Origin of the sequence: Janibacter sp. GXQ6167, assembly GCF_041365945.1 — a bacterium.
In the GTDB taxonomy this organism is placed as follows: Bacteria; Actinomycetota; Actinomycetes; order Actinomycetales; family Dermatophilaceae; genus JBGFSK01.
In genome coordinates this window covers 30,412-44,158 of the sequence record NZ_JBGFSK010000011.1, presented here as the reverse complement: position 1 = coordinate 44,158, position 13,747 = coordinate 30,412, and the positions used below count along the sequence as shown (strand labels likewise).

Genomic DNA, 13,747 nt, shown 5'->3' with positions numbered 1-13,747 from the left:
CCCTTCGTCGGCGGTGACGATCGCGGGCGGTCGAGTCACGCTAGAGTGCTTTATTGACCGACCGTTCGGGTTAACTATACACGGCACGCCGGGACGGTGGAAGGGTGCGGGCCCGGTTCGTCGACGCCGGCGCGCCGCCCCCTTCGTTCCACGATCCATGTCAAAGGAGAAGGCTTCGTGAAAGAGCGCTACGCCGAGCAGTTCCCCTCGCTGAGTTTCGAGCAGACTCGTCCCTCGATTCTCGAAATCGTGATGAATGCTCCCGGCAAACTCAATGCCGCCGACCGGCGGATGCACCGCGACCTCGCCGATGTCTGGCTCACGGTTGCTCGCGACCCCGAGGTCGATGTGGTCGTCGTGCGAGGAGAGGGTGGCGCCTTCTCCGCCGGCGGCGACTTCGACATGATCGACGACATCATCAATGACTTCGGTGACCGCGCGGTCGTCTGGCGCGAAGCCCGCGATCTGGTCTACAACGTGATCAATTGCGACAAGCCGGTGGTCTCGGCGATGGAAGGTCCAGCTGTCGGCGCGGGCCTCGTGATCGGGCTGCTCGCCGACATCTCGATCGCGGGGCGCTCGGCGCGGATCATCGATGGGCATACCCGGATCGGGGTGGCCGCCGGCGACCATGCCGCCATCGTCTGGCCGCTGCTCATCGGGCTCGCCAAGAGCAAGTACCACCTGATGCTGTGCGAACCGATGAGCGGTGAAGAGGCCGAGCGCATGGGTCTGATCTCGCTGGTTGTCGACGACGGCGGCGCCAACGACAAGGCCCTCGAGATCGCCGAACGGCTCCGCGACGGGTCCGCCTCGGCGTTGCGTTGGACCAAGTACGCCCTCAACAACTGGCTGCGGATGGCCGGTCCGACCTTCGACACCTCGCTGGCCCTCGAGTTCCTGGGCTTCACCGGCCCGGATGCCAAGGAAGGGGTCGACGCCCGCCGGGAGAAGCGCCGCCCCACCTTCGACGGCCCCGGTCCGCTATAGCAGCAGGGCCACCCCCTTCGCCGGTCGTTCGGGGTCCGTCTCCAGGTGTGAGATATATTGGACAAACCGAACGACCGGTCACTAATATATGTGTCCTCGGTCACCGACCGGCCGGTGCGGGTCGATCGGATGCCTCGAAGCAAACGCACGATGCGGTGCGAGAAGGGCGATAGCCATGTACGGAGCAACCTTCGGTGAGGACCAGTCCAAGGTCCTCGACGAGACCGTTGATGAGGCCGGTCAAGCCGCCTTCGACGCAATCATTGAGCAGGACTCGCGGATCGAACCGCGGGACTGGATGCCTGAGGCGTATCGCCAGACGATGATCCGGCAGATCGCTCAGCACGCGCACTCCGAGATCATCGGGATGCAGCCCGAGGGCAACTTCATCACCCGGGTGCCGAGCCTGCGCCGCAAGGCGATCCTGATGGCCAAGGTGCAAGACGAGGCCGGTCACGGGCAGTACCTCTACTCGGCGATGGAAACCCTCGGCATGAGCCGCGACGAGGCGATGGACCTCCTGCACCGCGGCAAGCACAAGTACTCGTCGGTGTTTAACTACCCGGCCGTGACCTGGGCGGATATGGGGGCGATCGGCTGGCTCGTCGACGGCGCCGCGATCATGAATCAGGTCCCGCTCTGTCGGACGTCCTACGGTCCGTACGCGCGGGCGATGATCCGGATCTGCAAGGAAGAGTCCTTCCACCAGCGCCAGGGCTACGAGTCGCTCTACGTCCTTTCTCAGGGCACCGAGGAGCAGCGCCGGATGTGCCAGGACGCGATCAACCGCTGGTGGTGGCCGGCGCTGATGATGTTCGGCCCGCCGGACGCCCAGTCCTCGCACACCGCCCAGTCGATGGCCTGGAAGATCAAGCGCCACACCAACGATGAGCTGCGTCAAAAGTTCATCGACATGTGCGTCCCCCAGGTCGAGGTCCTCGGGATGACCTTCCCGGACCCGCATCTGAAGTGGAACGAAGAGCGCGGCCACTACGACTTCGGCCCGATCGACTGGGACGAGATGTTCCGGGTCGTCAAGGGCGATGGGCCCGCCAACAAGAAGCGGCTTGATCACCGCAACCAGGCACACAACGAAGGCCGCTGGGTCCGGGAAGCGGCCAACGCTTACGCCGCCAAGCAGGCCAAGCGCACGCAGACGGAGGACGCAGCATGAGCGATGACACCGTGACCCCCGCGATCACCGAGCCGCGGCCCAGCACCGAGCGCGACTCATGGGATCTCTACGAGGTGTTTGTGCGGGCCCGCCGAGGGCTATCGCACAACCACGTCGGCTCGATCCACGCGCCCGATCCGCAAATGGCGCTGAAGAACGCCCGGGATCTCTATACCCGCCGCCAGGAGGGTGTCTCGATCTGGGTGGCGAAGGCCAAGGACATCGTGGCGAGCGCGCCCGACGAGAAGGACGCCTTCTTCGAGCCCGCCGCGGACAAGATCTACCGCCACCCGACCTTCTACGACGTGCCGGCCGGGGTGCAGATGTGATGGCCGCGACCGCAGTGCAGGACGTCGCCCGTAAGGACCGTTTCGAATACGTGATTCGGCTCGCCGACGACTCCCTCATCCTCAGCCATCGCGTGGCCGAGTGGGCGAGTTGGGCCCCTCAGCTCGAAGAGGACATGGCGCTTGTCAATATCGGCTTGGACCTGCTCGGGCAGGCCCGACTCCTGCTCACCTACGCCGGTGAGATCGAGGGCGAGGGCAACACCGAAGACGACCTGGCCTTCTTGCGCGAAGAGCACGAGTTCCGCAGCCTGCTGCTCGTCGAGCAACCGACGGTTCACCACTTCGATCAGTTGATCGCGCAACTCTTCTACTACAGCGCCTACGCCCTTCCGCTTTGGGAGCGGCTCGTGGACTCCGCCGATTCGCGGCTGGCCGAGATCGCCGCGAAGTCGGTGAAGGAGGCACGCTACCACCTCGAGCACGCCGCGGGCTGGGTGATTCGCCTCGGCGACGGGACCGCGGAGAGCCATGCCCGGATCCAGGACGCCGTCGATGCGCTCTGGCCGCTCGCCGGGGACTTCGCCGAGGTCGACCCGGTCGTCGAGGAGATGGCGAGCCATGGGCTCGCCCCGCATCCGGAGGCGCTGATGAGCGCCTGGGACGCGACGGTTACCGAGGTCTTCGCCGAGGCCACGCTGACCAAGCCCGAGCGCGGGTTCCGCCAGGGCACCGGTCGCCAGGGACTTCACAGCGAGCACCTCGGCTATCTCCTCGCCGAGATGCAGTACATCCACCGGCTCCACCCCGGCGCGCAGTGGTGACGGTCATGACCGACCCGCGCGCCGCCCTCGCGGCGGTGACCGACCCGGAGATCCCGGTCCTCACCATCGAGGACCTCGGCATCTTGCGCGAGGTCATCGAGCACCCGGACGGGACCGTGGAGGTGGTGATCACCCCTACCTACAGCGGATGTCCGGCGATGGCGCAGATTGAGGCCGACGTCCGTGCGGCGCTTGAAGGAGCGGGCCACGAGTCGGTCCGGGTCACGACCGTGCTGTCCCCGGCCTGGACCACCGACTGGATGAGCGAGGACGGGCGACGCAAGTTGCGAGAGTTCGGCATCGCTCCGCCCGCCGCTGGCGCCCCCCGAGGGCCGGTCTCGGTGACGCTGTCGGCGTGCCCTCCGGCCCCGACGGTCCTCTGTCCGCAGTGCGGTGGGGTGGCTCGGGAGTCATCGCGCTTCGGTTCGACGGCCTGCAAGGCGGCGTACATCTGCACCCAGTGCGCCGAGCCCTTCGATTACTTCAAAGCGATCTAGCGGCCCGGCCGATTGATCGTGACACCCCACGCAACGAAGCGAAGGTGAGGAAAGACCATGACGACCTCGGTTCAGCGGGCCAAGGCAGCATTCGCCAGCACCACCAAGGACGACGGCCCCGCGCCGAAGAAGCGGATCGGGTTCCATGTCCTGAAGGTCAAGGAACTCGACCGGATCACCGATGACGCGGTGGCGATCACCTTCGAGGTGCCCGATCATCTCGCCGAGGATTTCGCCTACCTACCCGGCCAGCACGTCGCCGTGCGGGCCACGATCGCCGGCGATGACATCCGCCGTAACTACTCCATCTGCGCCCCGGCGGGGTCGGGAACGTTGCGCATTGGCGTCAAGCGTCTGGTCGATGGCGTCTTTTCGAATTACGCCATCGAGCGACTGCGGGTCGGTGACTCGTTGGAGGTGCTGAGCCCGAGCGGGACCTTTACGACCGAGCTCGGTGAGGGCCACGGCAAGCACATCGGTGCGATCGCGGCGGGCTCCGGCATCACCCCGGTGCTCTCGATCCTCTCGACGGCGCTCGCCGATGACGAGCAGGCGCGGGCCACCTTGATCTTCGTCAACGTCGCCGCCCACAGCATCATGTTCCTCGAGGAGCTCGAGGACCTGAAGAACACCTATATGGACCGCTTCGATGCCTTCCATGTCCTCGACGGTGAGTCCACCGAGACCGAGTTGCTGAGCGGCCGGCTGGACGAGGACCGCCTCCGGGCGATCTTCGACGGCGCGGGTGGCCGCGATGTCGATGAGTGGTTCCTCTGCGGGCCGTTGCCGATGACCGATATGGCCCGCGAGGTCCTAATGGAGCGCGGGGTGGCCGACGCGGACATCCACCGCGAGCTCTTCCACGTCAGCACCGCGCCGCCGCGCCCGAAGACCGAGGTCAAGGTCAAGGGGGATGGCGCCGAGGTGACCGTCCACCTCGAAGGGCGCTCCACCACCTTCACCCTGCCGCCCAACACCGACACGATCCTCGACGCCGCTCGCAAGATTCGCTCCGAGGTGCCCTACGCCTGCAAGAACGGCGTCTGCGGGACCTGCCGGTGCAAGGTGCTCGAGGGCAGCGTCGACATGGTGCAGAACTACGCCCTGGAAGCCGATGAGGTCGACAAGGGATATGTCCTCGCCTGCCAGTCCTTCCCAACGAGCGAGACGGTCACCGTCGACTTCGACGTGTGATCGATCGACCCCCGAGATCCGACCTAAGGAGAGTTGTGAGCGAGGCATTTATCGTCACCGGCACCCGGAGCGCCTTCGGCCGCTACGGAGGAGCCCTGGCTAGCGTCCGACCGGACGACCTGGTCGCCGAGCTCATCAGGGAGCTCACGACCCGCTTGCCGGACGTCGACTGGGCCGACGTCGATGACGTGATCCTCGGCAACGCCAACCAGGCGGGGGAGGACAACCGTGATGTCGCCCGCATGGCGGTCCTGCTCTCGGGCCTGCCCGTCAGCGTCTCAGGGACGACGGTCAACCGGCTCTGCGGGTCGGGAGCGGATGCGATTGCGATGGGCATGCGCGCGATTCGGTGCGGCGAGGCCGACCTGATCATCGCCGGTGGCGTGGAGTCAATGACCAGGGCCCCCTTCGTCATGCCGAAGGCCGGCTCGGCCTGGAGCCGCTCCGCCGAGGTGTACGACACGACGATCGGGTGGCGCTTTACGAACCCTAAGATCCACGCGCAATTCGGGTCCGACTCGATGCCGGAGACGGCCGAGAATGTCGCGGCGGAGTTCGGAGTCTCGCGGGAGGATCAAGACGCGTTCGCGATGCGCTCGCAAGAACGCGCCGCCGCCGCGATCGCGCAGGGACGCTTCGCCGAGGAGATCACCGCGATCTCGATCCCGCAGCGCAAGGGCGAGCCCATCGTCGTCGACACCGACGAGCACCCGCGCCAGACCTCGCTGGAGGCGCTCGCGAAGCTCAAGACCCCCTTCCGCGAAGGGGGATCGGTGACGGCCGGGAACGCCTCTGGCGTCAACGATGGTGGAGCCGTCGTGCTGCTCGCCTCGGAGCGGGCGGTGGAGAAGTACGGCCTCACGCCGATCGCCAAGGTCAGCGGCGCCGCTACCGCGGGGGTTGAGCCCCGGATCATGGGCGTCGGCCCGATCTTTTCCACCCGCAAGTTGCTCGATCGCCATGGCCTTGCCATGAGTGACATCGACATCGTCGAGCTCAACGAAGCCTTCGCGGCCCAGGCGCTCGCGGTGACCCGAGAACTCGGGCTGCCCGACGACGCCGAGCACGTCAATCCCCATGGCGGGGCGATCGCCCTCGGCCACCCCCTCGGGGCGACCGGTGCGCGGCTTGTCCTCACCTCCGCGCTCGAGCTCGGGCACCGCCAGGCCGACCGGGCCGTGGCCACGATGTGCGTGGGGGTGGGACAAGGCATTTCGCTCTTGGTTGAACGGGTCTAGCGGCTTTTCGCGTGTTCGCTGCCGATCGGCAGCGCCTCCTCCTCATCGATATCTCTCGCGTCACAGCGTCGTCACGCAAAGGAACCATCCATGGAAGACCTCACCCCTCGGACCATCGACCTCGAACCCATCGAGCGGGCCTCGACCGATGAGATTCAGTCCGTCCAACTGGAGCGGATGAAGTGGTCGCTGAACCACGCCTACCGCAACGTCGCGATGTACCGCGACCGCTTCGACGAGGTCGGGATTCACCCCAACGACCTCAAGGAGCTGAGCGACCTCGCGAAGTTCCCCTTCACGGTCAAAAACGACCTGCGCGACACCTACCCCTTCGGCATGTTCGCCGTCCCGATGGATCAGGTCCGTCGCATCCACGGGTCGTCGGGCACCACTGGCAAGCCGATCGTCGTCGGATACACCCAAAACGACCTCAACATGTGGGCCGATGTGGTCGCCCGGTCGATCCGGGCCGCCGGCGGCCGCAAGGGGATGCTCATCCACAACGCCTACGGCTATGGCCTCTTCACCGGCGGCCTTGGTCTGCACGCCGGCGCCGAGCGGCTGGGCTGCGCGGTGGTCCCGATGTCCGGTGGCCAGACCGAGCGCCAGATTCAGCTCATCCAGGACTTCAAGCCCGACATCATCGTGGTGACGCCGTCGTACATGATGACCCTTCTCGATGAGATGGAGCGCCACGGCATCGACCCGCGCACGACGTCCATGAAGGCCGGTGTCTTCGGCGCCGAGGTCTGGACCGAGGAGATGCGCCGCGAGATGGAAGCCAAGCTCGACATGCACGCCGTCGACATCTATGGCCTGTCCGAAGTGGTCGGCCCCGGCGTCGCCAACGAGTGCGTCGAGACCAAGGATGGCCTGCACGTCTGGGAGGACCACTTCTACCCGGAGATCATCGACCCGGAGACCGGCGAAGTGCTGCCGGATGGGCAGGAGGGCGAACTCGTCTTCACCTCGCTCACCAAGGAAGCCTTCCCGATCGTGCGCTACCGCACCCGCGACCTCACCCGTCTGCTCCCGGGGACCGCGCGCTCCTTCCGCCGGATCGAAAAGATCACCGGCCGCAGCGACGACATGATCATCCTGCGGGGCGTGAACCTCTTCCCCAGCCAGATCGAGGAGATCATCCTCGGGATTCCAGGGCTCGTGGCGCAGTACCAACTGGTGCTGAAGAAGTCCGGTCGCATGGACACCCTCGATGTGCTCGTCGAGACCCGCGACATCGTCCAGGATTCGGATCGGCACACCCTCGCCAAGCAGGTGAAGGGCCGGATCAAGGACGTGATCGGGGTCTCCACCCACGTCGAGATCCTGCCTCCGAAGACCCTGCCCCGCTCCGAAGGCAAGGCCAAGCGCCTTGTCGATCAGCGGAACCTCTGACGCGATGAACGATTCATCAGCGGCCGACCCGGCGGGTGCCGGGTCGGCGGGGATCCCCATGCCTCACACGGATCCCGACATCGACTTCTCGGCGGTCGAGCGGATGCTGCGCGACGATCTCGCCTCGGCTCACCTCGGCATGGAAGTCACCGAGCTCCATCTTGGCTCGGCGACGGTCACCATGCGGGTCACGGAGCAGATGCTGCAGGGGCATGCCACCTGTCATGGCGGCTACATCTTCACCGTCGCCGACACCGCCTTCGCCTGCGCGTGCAACTCCTATGGGCCGGTCACCGTGGCCGCTGCGGTCTCGATCCAGTACCTCGCGCCGGCCCATCAAGGGGACCTCCTCGTCGCCACTGCCCGAGAGGTCAGCAAATGGGGCCGAAACGGTCTCTACGACATCGAGGTTCGCAATGATCGAGGTGTCGTCGCGCAATTCCGCGGGACGTCTCGCACGATTGAACGGAGTTGATCATGAGCGGATCTGCCCGACTTGATGGCAAGGTCGCCCTGGTAACCGGAGGCACCCGAGGGATCGGGGCGGCGATCTCTCGCCGACTGGCCGAAGACGGTGCCAAAGTGGCCGTCGCCTACGCCGGCAACGCCTCGGCAGCCGAGGAGTTCGCGACCGATCTGCGCGAGCGTTTCCCGGACGCTCACCTCAGCGTGCACCAGGCCAATATCGGGATCGCCGATGATTGCCGGCGCCTCGTCGATGAGGTCATCGACACGCACGGCCAACTGGACGTCCTCGTCAACAACGCCGGGACCAACTCCGACCGCCTCGTGATCAAAATGAGCGAGGAGGACTGGAACTCGGTCATCGCCGTGAACCTCTCAGGAACCTTCTTCACCACCCAAGCCGCGTTGCGCCACATGCTTCCGCGCGGCACCGGCCGGATTATCAGCATCGGCTCGATCGTCGGTGACATCGGCAATATGGGCCAGGCCAACTACTCGGCCTCCAAGTCCGGTCTCTACGGGCTCACCAAGAGCATCGCCCGTGAAGTGGCCTATCTGATGGGTAAGAAGGGGCAACTGGGCGAAGGACCCGGGCTCACGGTCAACTGCGTGAGTCCCGGCGTCATCAACACCGAGATGGTTCAGGCGATCCCTGACGGCATCCGGGATGCACTGCACAGCGAGATCCCGATCTACCGCTTCGGCGAGCCCGCCGAGGTTGCGGGCACGGTCAGTTATCTCGCCTCCGACGATGCCGCATACGTCACCGGCCAGGTCTGGCAGGTCAACGGCGGCAAGCACATGTGACCACCCGCCTCGGGCCCTCACCCCTGCGGGCCCGGCGGTCAGTTCAGGAAGGAGCGCAGCTTTAGGACCGCTCGGCGACGACGGTGTCGCCAATGACCGGGCCGACGACGGCCCACCAAAATCAGGGAAGGAACCTCCGATGGCGCACCCCTCTGCTCAAGATGCCAAGGATTTGCAGGCCTATTACGACGGGATGAAGGCCGGGCGCAAGAAACTCATTGTCCCGCTTGTCGTCTTCATCTTGTTTGTCTATTTCCTCCAGCAGGTGCTGACGAACTTCACCTCCGTGATGGACGGCTTCATCACCGAAAACATGACGATCGCGTTTGCCTACACGATCCTGCTATTCCCGGTGATCATCATCGTCACGATGATCTACAGCTCGCGCATGAACAAGATCGAGCGGGATCTGTCCCCGCGCAATCTCGACGAGATCGCCGAGCGGTATGACGCGATCTCCGGTGAGCTCACGGTCGATGAGGAGCAGGCCCGATGAACACCACCGCGGCGGTCCTCTTCGTCATCTTCATCGGTGCCACCCTCGTCATCACGTGGTGGGCCGGCAAGCGCAATACCTCGGTCGAGAGCCACCTCGTCGCCCAAGGGCGGATCTCGGGCAAGCGCAATGGCCTCGCCATCGCCGGTGACCTCGTCTCGGCGGCCACCTTCCTCGGGACCACGGCGGCGATCGCCTTCTCCGGTTTCAACGGGTACTACTACGCGATCTTCATCCCGATGGCCTTCCTCCTCGCGCTCTTGCTCGTCGCCGAGCCCCTGCGCAACCTGGGCCGTTTCACCCTCGGAGACGTGGTCGCCACCCGCTTCCCGAGTGACAATGTCCGGGCCACCATCGGGGTCTCCGCGGTCGTCGTCTCGATCCTTTACGTCGTCGCCCAGTTCGTCGGGGCCGCGCTGCTGGTCCAGCTCCTCTTCGGGATCGACTATCTCTGGGCGGCGATCATCATCGCGGTGCTCACGACCGTCTACACCCTCTTTGGCGGGATGATCGCGACGACCTACATCCAGATCGTCCAGACGATCCTGCTGCTGATCGCCGGTGTGGTCCTCATCGTGCTGGTGCTGAGCAACTTCGGCTTCAACCCGATGCAGGTTTTCGCGAGCATCAAGGCGTCTCCGGACGCGGCGCTGCTCCAGCCCTTGCGCGAAAGCCCCGCCGCTCAGTGGGAGCAGTTCTCGCTGATCTTCGGCGTCACCTTGGGTGTCCTCGGTCTGCCGCACATCCTGGTGCGCTTCCTCACCGTGCCGAGCGCGAAGGAAGCCCGCTCCTCGGCGGTCACCTCGATCTGGATCTTCAGTGGGTTCCTCATCTTCATGCCGATCCTCTCCTTCGGCGCGGTGAGTCTCTACGGCGGCCGGAAGGGGCTAATGGAGGAGGTCGGGAACCCGAACCTCACGGTGACGGCTCTCGGGAAGTACCTCGGCGGTGACACCTTGCTCGCCTTCGTCGCCGCGGTGACCTTCCTCGTGATCCTCTCCTCGCTCGCTGGCCTCATCATCGCCACCTCGGGCGCGATCTCGCACGACCTCTACGCGAACGTGCTGAAGAAGGGCCGGGTTGACCCGAAACAGCAATTGACGGTCGCTCGGATCGCGACCTTCGTGAGCGCGGCGATCGCCACCGCGATCGCCCTGGTCGCCCAGCAGTACAACGTCGCCTTCCTCGCGACCCTCGCGATCGCGGTGGCGGCGAGCGCCATGCTGCCGGCCCTGCTGCTCACGATGTACTGGCGCAAGACGACTGCTATCGGCGTTGCGGTGGGCATGGTCTTCGGCCTGTTGACCGCGCTGCTCGTGATCTTGCAGAGCCCGATCTTCCGCGGCGAGAACGCCTTCATCCCGATCTCCAGCCCGGCGATCATCTCCCTTCCGGTCGGCTTCATCGTGATGATGGTCGTCTCCCTCCTCACCCAGCCGAAGGGCGATGAGGCGCGCAAGGCCGACGCGATCTTTGACCGCATCCGGATCAAGATGGTGACCAAGGTCGATCCCGGGGATCCCACGACTCAGGATGAGTCGATCCGGATCCGAGCCTGAGGACGGAGGGTGCCCTGATGATTCTTGTGGCCTACTCCGGTACGGAGTCACATAACGCCCTGCACTGGGCCGCGCAGCATGCCCTGCGGTGCGGGCAGGCCCTCACCATCCTCACGGTGATCAACCTCCCGCGGACCCTCTACGACGAGGCGATGGGGGTCCCGCCCGAATTCGTCGAGGCCGCGACGGCATTGCTCGATGAAGCGGTGGGCTACGCGAAGGACCTCGGGGTGAGCGATATCGAGACCCAGGTCGGCTACCGCGATATCACCGGCGCGATCGTCGAGATGTCGCGCGAGGCGGACCTCGTGGTCGTGGGTAATCGCGGGAAGGGGGAGACCGCCTCGACCCTGCTCGGCTCGGTGGCGTACGCGGTCACCTCCCATGCCGCATGCCCGGTGGTCGTGATCCGCGATCACGAGGGCTCGCAGTGGTCGACCGACGGCCCGGTGGTCGTCGGGATCGACGGTTCTCGCTCGGGGGTGCACGCGGGCTTCTTCGCCGCCGAGTACGCGCAACAGGCGGGCCTTCCGCTGGAGGTCGTCGGCGTCTGGGATGTCGGTGGGATCGGCCATCTGTCGGCCGAGTTCGCCGCCCGCGTGGGCGTGCAGGAACTGCACTCCAAGGAGGAAGCGAAGATGCAGGGCTGGGTGGATCAGGCCGTCCAGGTCCTGCCCGAGCGCTTCCCAGATGTGGAGGTCACCGGTCGGGTGGAGCGCGGTTCACCCGTCGTCGTGCTGCGCGATGCTGCCCAACACGCCTCGCTCCTCGTCGTGGGGACCCGCGGTCGCGGGGGCTTCGCCGGTCTGCTCCTCGGATCGGTGAGTCACCGGATCATCCACGACGCGGGCTGCCCGGTCGCGGTGATTCGCTAACGCCCCACCGGCCCATGGGCCCGCGTCCGGCACTCGCCGGTGCGGGCCCATGGCATGCCCGAGGGGTCCGTAGACTGAGCGCCATGTCTGAACTGACCCGCGACGACGTCGCGCACCTCGCCGGGCTGGCCCGCATCGACCTCGACCCGGCCGAACTGGACCGCCTGGTCGGGGAACTCGACGTGATCCTGACCGCCGTCGCGACGGTCCAGCAGGCCCCGATCGATGACGTGGAGCCGATGAGCCACCCGATGCCGCTCGTCAACGTGACCCGCGCCGATGAGGTCCGCCCGTCGCTCACCCCAGAGCAGGCCCTCTCCGGCGCGCCGCTCGCCGAGGAGCAGCGCTTCTCGGTGCCGCGCATCCTCGACGAGGACTAAGGCCGCTTCGCCCCCTTCGCACCGCCTGTCGAAAAGACCAAAGGATCTCCTTGCCGTGACTGACCTGACCCGCCTCACCGCGGCCGATCTCGCCGAGGCCCTCACCTCGGGCGAGGTGAGCGCCCGCGAGGCCACGCAAGCCCACCTCACCCGGATCGCCGAGGTCGACCCCGCGATCCACGCCTACCTGCATGTCGCGGCCGATTCGGCCCTCGCGACCGCCGATGAGGTGGACGCTGCGCGGGCGAAGGGGGAGACGCTGCACCAGCTCGCTGGCGTGCCGATCGCGGTCAAGGACGTGATGACCACGACCGGGATGCCGACCACGTGCGGGTCGAAGATGCTGCAGGGCTGGATCCCGCCCTATGACGCGACCGTCGTGCGCCAAATCAAGGCCGCGGGGATGCCGATCCTCGGCAAGACCAACATGGATGAGTTCGCGATGGGCTCGTCGACCGAGCACTCGGCGTACGGGGCGACCCGCAACCCGTGGGACCTCAACCGCATCCCCGGCGGCTCCGGCGGTGGGTCGAGCGCGGTCGTCGCGTCCTACCAGGCGCCGCTCGCGACCGGGACCGACACCGGCGGCTCGATCCGCCAGCCCGCTGCGGTCACCGGCAGCGTGGGCGTCAAGCCCACCTACGGGGGTGTCTCCCGGTATGGGCTCGTCGCGCTCGCGTCCTCGCTCGACCAGGCGGGGCCGTGCGCCCGCACGGTGCTCGATACCGCGCTGCTCCATGAGGTGATGGGTGGACACGACCCGATGGACTCCACCTCGATCGACGCCCCGGTGCCGTCGGTCGTCGAGGCGGCGCGCCGCGCCGACGTCTCGGGCATGAAGATCGGCATCGTCCGCGAGCTGACCGGTGAGGGCTTCCAGCCCGGCGTGCAGGCCCGCTTCGATGAGGCCGTCGCGCTCCTCACCGAGGCCGGCGCCGAGGTCGTCGAGGTCTCCTGCCCCAACTTCCAGTACGCCCTCGCCGCGTACTACCTGATCCTGCCGAGCGAGGCGAGCAGCAATCTCGCGAAGTTTGATGCCATGCGCTACGGCATGCGGGTCGTCCCCGAAGGGGACCCGAGCGCCGAGCAGGTGATGGCCGCGACCCGCGATGCGGGCTTCGGCGATGAGGTCAAGCGCCGGATCATCCTCGGCACCTACGCCCTGTCGTCCGGCTACTACGACGCGTATTACGGCAGCGCGCAAAAGGTCCGCCGCCTGATCTCCGATGATTTCGCCGCGGCCTTCGCTCGCGCCGACGTGCTCGTCTGCCCGACCGCGCCGACCACGGCCTTCGCCTTCGGGGACAAGCTCGACGACCCGATGGCGATGTACTTAAACGACATCGCGACCATCCCGGCGAACCTCGCGGGAGTGCCTGGCATGTCCTTGCCGAGTGGCCTCGCCGACGAGGATGGCCTCCCTGCCGGCCTGCAAATCCTCGCCCCGGCAATGGCCGACGAGCGCCTCTACAGCGTCGGCGCGGCCCTCGAGGCCCGCCTGCTCGATCAGTGGGGTGGCCCGCTGCTGGACCGGGCTCCGGCCCTGACGAAGGGAGCCTGACCTTC

15 protein-coding genes are annotated in these 13,747 nt (G+C 66.4%); all 15 read left to right on the top strand.

Going from position 1 to position 13,747, the window contains the following annotated elements; all coding sequences use genetic code 11:
- Nucleotides 1-177: 177 nt before the first annotated feature.
- The 15 genes from AB8K43_RS14160 (at nt 178) to gatA (ending at nt 13,742) form a co-directional block, all read left to right on the top strand.
- A complete protein-coding gene (locus AB8K43_RS14160) occupies nt 178-990 on the top strand; it encodes an enoyl-CoA hydratase/isomerase family protein (RefSeq protein ID WP_370894857.1) in 813 nt (270 codons plus the stop codon).
- A 175-nt stretch (nt 991-1,165) separates the two neighbouring features.
- The gene (gene paaA / locus AB8K43_RS14155; RefSeq protein ID WP_370894856.1) at nt 1,166-2,164 is read left to right on the top strand and encodes a 1,2-phenylacetyl-CoA epoxidase subunit PaaA; all 999 of its coding nucleotides are present in this window, start codon (nt 1,166-1,168) and stop codon (nt 2,162-2,164) included.
- Entirely contained in the window at nt 2,161-2,493 is a 333-nt protein-coding gene (gene paaB, locus AB8K43_RS14150; RefSeq protein WP_370894855.1) for a 1,2-phenylacetyl-CoA epoxidase subunit PaaB, read from the top strand. Before paaA ends, paaB begins: the two co-directional genes overlap by 4 nt.
- On the top strand, nt 2,493-3,275 hold the full coding sequence (gene paaC, locus AB8K43_RS14145) for a 1,2-phenylacetyl-CoA epoxidase subunit PaaC (RefSeq protein ID WP_370894854.1): 783 nt from the start codon (nt 2,493-2,495) through the stop codon (nt 3,273-3,275). Before paaB ends, paaC begins: the two co-directional genes overlap by 1 nt.
- A gap of 5 nt (nt 3,276-3,280) precedes the next feature.
- Entirely contained in the window at nt 3,281-3,772 is a 492-nt protein-coding gene (paaD, locus tag AB8K43_RS14140; protein WP_370894853.1) for a 1,2-phenylacetyl-CoA epoxidase subunit PaaD, read from the top strand.
- A gap of 57 nt (nt 3,773-3,829) precedes the next feature.
- Nucleotides 3,830-4,966 (top strand): 1,2-phenylacetyl-CoA epoxidase subunit PaaE, encoded by a 1,137-nt coding sequence (gene paaE / locus AB8K43_RS14135; RefSeq protein ID WP_370894852.1) that lies wholly within the window; start codon nt 3,830-3,832, stop codon nt 4,964-4,966.
- A 35-nt stretch (nt 4,967-5,001) separates the two neighbouring features.
- Entirely contained in the window at nt 5,002-6,204 is a 1,203-nt protein-coding gene (gene pcaF / locus AB8K43_RS14130; RefSeq protein ID WP_370894851.1) for a 3-oxoadipyl-CoA thiolase, read from the top strand.
- Between the two features lie 90 nt (nt 6,205-6,294).
- A complete protein-coding gene (paaK, locus tag AB8K43_RS14125; RefSeq protein ID WP_370894850.1) occupies nt 6,295-7,599 on the top strand; it encodes a phenylacetate--CoA ligase PaaK in 1,305 nt (434 codons plus the stop codon).
- Nucleotides 7,600-7,603: 4 nt separating this feature from the next.
- Nucleotides 7,604-8,074 (top strand): hydroxyphenylacetyl-CoA thioesterase PaaI, encoded by a 471-nt coding sequence (paaI, locus tag AB8K43_RS14120; RefSeq protein WP_370894849.1) that lies wholly within the window; start codon nt 7,604-7,606, stop codon nt 8,072-8,074.
- A gap of 2 nt (nt 8,075-8,076) precedes the next feature.
- Nucleotides 8,077-8,871, top strand: coding sequence for a 3-oxoacyl-ACP reductase family protein (locus tag AB8K43_RS14115; RefSeq protein WP_370894848.1), 795 nt, complete (start codon nt 8,077-8,079; stop codon nt 8,869-8,871).
- A 139-nt stretch (nt 8,872-9,010) separates the two neighbouring features.
- Nucleotides 9,011-9,367 carry a DUF485 domain-containing protein gene (locus AB8K43_RS14110; RefSeq protein ID WP_370894847.1) on the top strand — a complete coding sequence of 119 codons (357 nt, stop codon included), beginning with the start codon at nt 9,011-9,013 and terminating at the stop codon, nt 9,365-9,367.
- Complete coding sequence (locus tag AB8K43_RS14105) at nt 9,364-10,926, top strand: cation acetate symporter (RefSeq protein ID WP_370894846.1); 1,563 nt, start codon at nt 9,364-9,366, stop codon at nt 10,924-10,926. The genes AB8K43_RS14110 and AB8K43_RS14105 overlap by 4 nt, the downstream gene beginning before the upstream one ends.
- A gap of 17 nt (nt 10,927-10,943) precedes the next feature.
- Nucleotides 10,944-11,801, top strand: a complete 858-nt coding sequence (locus AB8K43_RS14100) for a universal stress protein (protein WP_370894845.1) — start codon at nt 10,944-10,946, stop codon at nt 11,799-11,801.
- 83 nt (nt 11,802-11,884) lie between these two features.
- Entirely contained in the window at nt 11,885-12,181 is a 297-nt protein-coding gene (gatC, locus tag AB8K43_RS14095) for an Asp-tRNA(Asn)/Glu-tRNA(Gln) amidotransferase subunit GatC (protein ID WP_370894844.1), read from the top strand.
- A 55-nt stretch (nt 12,182-12,236) separates the two neighbouring features.
- Nucleotides 12,237-13,742, top strand: coding sequence for an Asp-tRNA(Asn)/Glu-tRNA(Gln) amidotransferase subunit GatA (gene gatA / locus AB8K43_RS14090; protein ID WP_370894843.1), 1,506 nt, complete (start codon nt 12,237-12,239; stop codon nt 13,740-13,742).
- Nucleotides 13,743-13,747 lie beyond the last annotated feature (5 nt).